The 6,033-nt window shown below is 59.8% G+C and carries 5 protein-coding genes; 3 read left to right on the forward strand and 2 right to left on the reverse strand.

Features of this window, described 5'->3' with window-relative positions; all coding sequences use genetic code 11:
* The first annotated feature begins 670 nt into the window (after positions 1-670).
* Together rpoD and QOC89_RS15975 are read left to right on the forward strand one after the other, a co-directional pair.
* Complete coding sequence (gene rpoD / locus QOC89_RS15970; RefSeq protein WP_323045894.1) at positions 671-2,674, forward strand: RNA polymerase sigma factor RpoD; 2,004 nt, start codon at positions 671-673, stop codon at positions 2,672-2,674.
* 435 nt (positions 2,675-3,109) lie between these two features.
* Positions 3,110-3,586: a PRC-barrel domain-containing protein gene (locus QOC89_RS15975; protein WP_323045895.1), complete on the forward strand. Its 477-nt coding sequence runs from the start codon at positions 3,110-3,112 to the stop codon at positions 3,584-3,586.
* 118 nt (positions 3,587-3,704) lie between these two features.
* On the opposite strand, the gene QOC89_RS15980 is transcribed toward QOC89_RS15975, so the two are convergent.
* A complete protein-coding gene (locus QOC89_RS15980) occupies positions 3,705-4,238 on the reverse strand; it encodes a hemerythrin domain-containing protein (protein WP_323045896.1) in 534 nt (177 codons plus the stop codon).
* Positions 4,239-4,505: 267 nt separating this feature from the next.
* Entirely contained in the window at positions 4,506-5,387 is an 882-nt protein-coding gene (locus QOC89_RS15985; protein WP_323045897.1) for a manganese catalase family protein, read from the reverse strand.
* 500 nt (positions 5,388-5,887) lie between these two features.
* On the opposite strand from QOC89_RS15985, the gene QOC89_RS15990 reads away from it, so the two are divergent.
* On the forward strand, positions 5,888-6,033 hold a 146-nt coding region (locus QOC89_RS15990), incomplete at its 3' end, for a tlde1 domain-containing protein (RefSeq protein WP_323045898.1).

Raw genomic sequence — 6,033 nt, forward strand, 5'->3', positions numbered from 1 at the left:
CAGACCCCGAAGAGTCCACCGCGCGTCGCGCATCAAGCGCCCACACTTATCGGCTGTTAATTTTTAAAGATCGGGTCCGCATTCACCACCAAAACCGCACCGCACGATGATGTCAACCTTCGACACCTTCACAACCACCCGGCACCGCTTCGTTCTGCGTCGCTGCATCAGCAGCAGAGAAACGAGATTATGGAGAACGGCCGGCATGTCGTCAATCCCCTTTTGCGAATTTTCTTTTGACCAAGTGCGATTTGGCGCCAAAACATGTCCCCCACTATATGAAGCAAGATCGCGGAAGTCATCCTGTCGTGCGAGAGTGGCCGACTTCGCCTATAGTGAAGAGCGTGCACACGCGCACGGCGAATAGTTGAAGTGCCGTCTTCAGCCCCCATCTTGAACGTACCGATGACAGGCAATGAGGGGGCCTGCGACAAAAGCGCACGAAGAAATGGTGTGCTCAAAATGCGCGCAAGGGCGCAAGCTCGTATATACTGCGAGCCGCGCGAATTTCGCACATTTCTATCGGCCCGCTTCGCGCGGGCTCATCTTTTTTGCTCCCCAGAGCACAGCCAAACAACCGCGTTGAGTCACTCAGGTGATGTTGAGCCATGCTCGAAACGCCTGACGGTCGCGTCTTGCGTCTCATAGCGAAGCCTCTAGAGGAGAATACGTGAACCCTTTTGATCGCGAAGATTCGCAACACGAAACTGCCGGATACACCGCCAAAGCGCCCGCTGGCCGTACAGCCAAGGGCAAAGGCGCGGGCAAAGCGATCCCCGTAGCGGCGGAACTGCCGCCGCAACAGGCCGAAGAGCGCCAGCGCCAGATGCGTGCGCTGATCCAGTTGGGCAAGGAGCAAGGCTACCTGACCCACGCGCAGATCAACGACCACCTGCCTGACAACTTCGCGCAGACAGCGGCGATCGACAGCATCGTTAGCGCCTTCAATGACATGGGCGTGCAGGTCTACGAACAGGCGCCGGATGCGGAAACCCTGCTGCTCAACTCGAACGCCCCCGCCGTGGTGTCGGACGATCAGGCAGACGAGGAAACCGAAGTCGCGTTGTCGACGGTCGATTCGGAATTCGGCCGTACCACCGACCCCGTGCGCATGTATATGCGCGAAATGGGCGCCACGGAGCTGCTGACCCGCGCGGGCGAAATCGCGATTGCAAAGCGCATTGAAGACGGCCTTCACGAAATGGTGCAGGCGATTGCCGCATGCCCGCTCGCGATCTCCGCCATTCTGGCAAGCGCCCAACAAGTCGCGGACGGCGAGCTGCGGATCGACGAACTGGTCGACGGTCTTAACGAAGACAATGTCGCCGCAGAAGACGCCGGCGCGAGCGCGGACGCCGCAGCGGACATCGACGCCGACGCGACCGACGACGACAGCGATAGCGAAGACGAAGACGACGACGCCGGTCCGGCCGACTCCTCGGCGGCGGACGAAGCGCGCCTGAAGCAGCTCACGAGTGACTGCCTCGAAATTTTCGCCCAGGTCGGCATCCTGTCCGACCAGATGAACGCCTCGCACACCCGCGGCGACGTCAGCTCGAAGGCTTATCAGCGCGCCCGCGAAGAGATCCAGCAGCACCTTGCGAAGATCCGCTTCACGGCCCGCACGATCGACCGCCTGTGCGGCGACGTGCAAAGCCAGGTCGCGCAGGTTCGCGCGATCGAGCGCAACATTCTTCAAATCGTCGTGACGAAGAGCGGCATGCCCCGCGAACAGTTCATCGAATCGTTCAAGGGTCACGAAGCCGACCTCGGCTGGACGGAGCGCGCAGCGCGCGGCTCGTCGTCGTTCGGGGCGGCGCTCGAGCGTCATCTGCCCGCAATCCAGTCGGAACAGCAAAAGCTGATCGACATCGAAGCCACCGTTTCGCTCCCGCTCAAACATCTGAAGGAAATCAACCGTCAGATGGTCGCGGCCGAGTCGAAGATGCGCAAGGCCAAGAGCGAGATGATCGAGGCGAATCTGCGTCTCGTGATCTCGATCGCGAAGAAGTATGTGAACCGCGGTATGTTGTTCCTCGACCTGATTCAGGAAGGCAACATCGGTCTGATGAAGGCGGTTGACAAGTTCGAATACCGCCGCGGCTGGAAGTTTTCGACGTATGCAACGTGGTGGGTTCGCCAGGCCGTGACGCGTTCGCTTGCGGATCAGGCGCGCACGATCCGCGTGCCGGTGCACATGATCGAAACGATCAACAAGCTCAACCGCATTTCGCGCGAGATCCTGCAGCAAACCGGTCAGGAAGCCCATCCGTCGGTACTGGCGGAACGCATGGAACTGTCGGAAGAGAAAGTGCGTGGCATTCTGAAGATCGCCAAGCAGCCGGTTTCGATGGAAACGCCGGTCGGCGACGACGGCGACGCGACGCTCGGCGACATGATCGAAGATTCGGCCGCTTCCTCGCCGGCCGACGCAGCAATGCAGGCCGACTTGCGCGCCGCCATCGACGACGCGCTCGACTCGCTGTCGCCGCGCGAAGCGAAGGTGCTGCGTATGCGCTACGGCATCAACACGAAGTCGGACCACACGCTCGAAGAAGTCGGCAAGCAGTTCGACGTCACGCGCGAGCGGATTCGTCAGATCGAAAGCAAGGCCATGCGTAAGCTGATGCATCCGAGCCGCGCAGATCGTCTGAAGTCGTTCCTCGACCGCTAAGCAAGCGGTTGCGCTTGTCGTGCGCCATGCACGGCAAGCGCATTCCCCTCTCCCCCTCCCCCTCTCAAGCAAGCAACGAGACGATCCCACCAAGGGTGAGTCCCGCTTCTAGCCAAAGCCCAACCGTGTAGGACACATTGCGCTCGTCCCGCCTCGCTCGATGGTATGCCCACGCAATCGCAACCACTCAAACAAGCCGGCCCTAATACATACGGCTGCGTAACTTTCGCCGGTAACGCTCCCCGCATTTGCCGATTGTCAGCCCAGCTGCCCAATGGCCGCATGTGTTTGAAGCTCTAACCAGCGCGTACCCACGACGACCACCGGGAAAGCGCACGCCAATACCCAAAAGCCGCAACTTGCCCGCGCAAAGCATCCAAACCACGGGCATAGTCGTTGCTGCGCTCCGAGTACATTTTTTACAAGGAGCACATCATGACTACACTCGATCCTCAAGTGCCGGCAGCCGCGGGCATGCAAGGCGCAAACATCGTGGGAACCGGTATCGGCGACGGCCCGGGACCAGACGTGATGGCCGCGTCGACGCTCGATGGAAACAAGGTGATGTCGTCCGACGGTGAACACGTCGGCAAGATCTCCGACATCATGCTCGACGTACGCGGCGGACGCGTCGCTTATGCGGTGCTGTCCAGCGGCGGTTTTCTCGGCATGGGCGATACGCTCCACGCCATTCCATGGAGCGCGCTCACGCTCGACACCGACGAAAAATGCTTCGTGCTCGACGCACCAGCCGAGCACATCAAGAACGCACCCGGTTTCGATAAGGATAACTGGCCTTCCATGGCGGACACCCAATGGGGCACCTCGGTGCACGAGTATTACAACCGAACGCCTTATTGGAGCGCGACGCGAGACGTGGTGGAAGCGCGCGGGCTGGATTCCGATCTTTGATCTTTCCAACTTTCAAACTCACCGCAAAACACCATAAAACACCGAGGTTGATTTGAACAAATGGGCGCTGCCTGCAACGGCAACGCCCATCTCAACGTAGGCTCTTCTCTCGCCCCACTCAGGTCTTGTCGCCTACCGAACGGCTTCCCACTGCATCGAGCTTGCTCTGCAATGCCTGCTTGCGCGCGGCGATCTTCTTTCCAAGTCCGATGAGGTCGCATTTCGTGCGCCGCAACTCCGGGAACAATTCGTCCTCCTCCTCTTCAACGTGATGCTGAACCATCTCGGACATCACCTTGAAGGTCGCATCAAACCCTTTATCGCCAGCCTTGAGCGTCTCGAACCTGGCGATCAGTGTCTTGACCAGAAAATGTTCGACATAGGCTTCGTCGACGTCGAGTTTGTCGTCGTCCGACAAGGCTTCCTGCGCTGCCGGATACAGCAATTCCTCTTCGATGATCGCGTGCATGGTCAGCTCTTCGCACGCCCGCTGCGCCAGGGCCGCTTTTGCTTCCAGATCGTCGTCGCCGGCTTTCTTGAATGCATCGAAGAGTTTTTCCACTGCGCGGTGATCGGCTTCGAGCAATGTCAATGCGTCGCTTGCGGCCGCCTCTGGAGCGGTGGATTTTGCAATGGTTTCAGCTTGTGCCATGTCGGCTCTCCCTTTTAGTCCAATCAAACGTCTGTCTCCGGTTCCACGTGCGTGTCCTATGTGTCGCGGATACCCCCGGCATAAAAACCCGGAGCGCCCATCTGACACCTGGAAGTTCGCACGTGAACGCACTGAGTCGTGCTGACAGCCGTGGCGCAAGGACCGTGCCGGTCCTTTCCGCCGCACAATGGCGTGCCACGGCGGATACAAACACCGTACGTGACGCGCTCGAACCTGCCGTCAACATCAAACGTCGAACGTCAGCGGTTAAACGTCAACGGTCGCCTGGCCCGCGCCCAGATCGGCGCCCGTGGTCGGATCGACCGACGTATCGGACGCCGTACGCGACGCCATCGCCTGCAACACGTCGATGTCCTTTTTCGGTATCTTCACCGTCGCCGTGCCGTCGCCACCGTCCACCGCGGGTGTCGGCGAGCCTTCGAACGTCCATTCGGGCCCCTCGTTCCACGGTCCGCGCGGCGCGCCATCCGCTTCCGACATCTTGTAATAGACATGGGTGAACTCCGGCATGCCGGGCAGCTTGCCTTGCGGGAAATTGGGCTGAATCGAATGCAGCGCCTTTTCGAACGACAGTTGATGGGCGATTTCGCGCGTCATCAGAAACCCGAGCGTTTCCTTGATCCCGGCGTCGTCGGTCACGTTCATCAGACGTTCGTAGACGATCTTGGCGCGCGCTTCGGCGGCGATATTCGAGCGCAGATCGGCGGTGGGTTCGCCGATCGTGTCGATGTAGGCGGCACTCCACGGCACGCCGGCCGAATTGGTGAGCGCCGGTCCGCCGCCATATAACAGCGCGGTGGTGTGCGAATCGTTACCGCCGCCGGTCATCGAGCGATAGAGCTCCGCTTCCGACTCCACCGCTTCCGCGAGTTGCCCCTTGGCGCCCTTGTTCAGCATGGCGACGATCGAACCGATGATCTCCAGATGGCTGAGTTCTTCGGTCGCGATATCGAACAGCAGATCCTTGCGGCCCGGGTCATCTTCGCCGACTGCCTGGGTAAAGTAGCGGCACGCTGCCCCGAGCTCGCCTTGCGGACCGCCGAATTGTTCAAGCAGCAGATTTGCCAGACCCGGATTCGGAGCGGCAACGCGGACGGTGTATTGCAGACGCTTGTTATGCATGAACATGATGTTTCCTTGGAGGGAGACCAGTTGAGCCAGAGGACACAAGCACGCCAATCCGGACGGCGAACGATCGAGACGTCGCGCCGGTTGGATGGGAAGAAATCGTGATTCTTGGCCTGCCGCATGGCAGTTCCAAACAGCGAAGCGGCAGGATGCCGCAGCGCACCCGTTAAACGGGCGTCCGGACCTCAGAGCGAAGCTCTGGCTTGAGCGGGGCAGGGAGCCTCGCGAGAAAAAGAGAAAGCACCAACCTGGTTCAGCATGCGGTGTGCCTGAGGTGGCGAATCGTCGGCTGCACGAATCGCCAGCCCCACCTTTATGGTTGTCCCGCGCCTAAGCAGACTCATGAAGATGCGGCGACGTATGGGCAGAAATTCCGCGCTGTATTTTCAGATTTGTCCGACTCCATACCTCTGCGGCTTTGTGAATGATCTGTAGCGATCAAACTAGCAAAGGAGGAGAGATTGCCAGTCGAATGCACATTCCGCCTTAACAGCAAACCCATGTCCACATTGCGCTGTGACGGTGTTGGTGATTTTGCGGCTTTCTCGGGAAACAGCAGCGGTAAGAACAATCCCGCCGCCGTGGCTGTTCCTGACGTTGGTCCACTTCCACCGGGTAGGTACTACATCGTAGATCGCGGCTCGGG

The organism is Paraburkholderia sp. (assembly GCF_034668105.1).
Classification (GTDB): domain Bacteria; phylum Pseudomonadota; class Gammaproteobacteria; order Burkholderiales; family Burkholderiaceae; genus Paraburkholderia.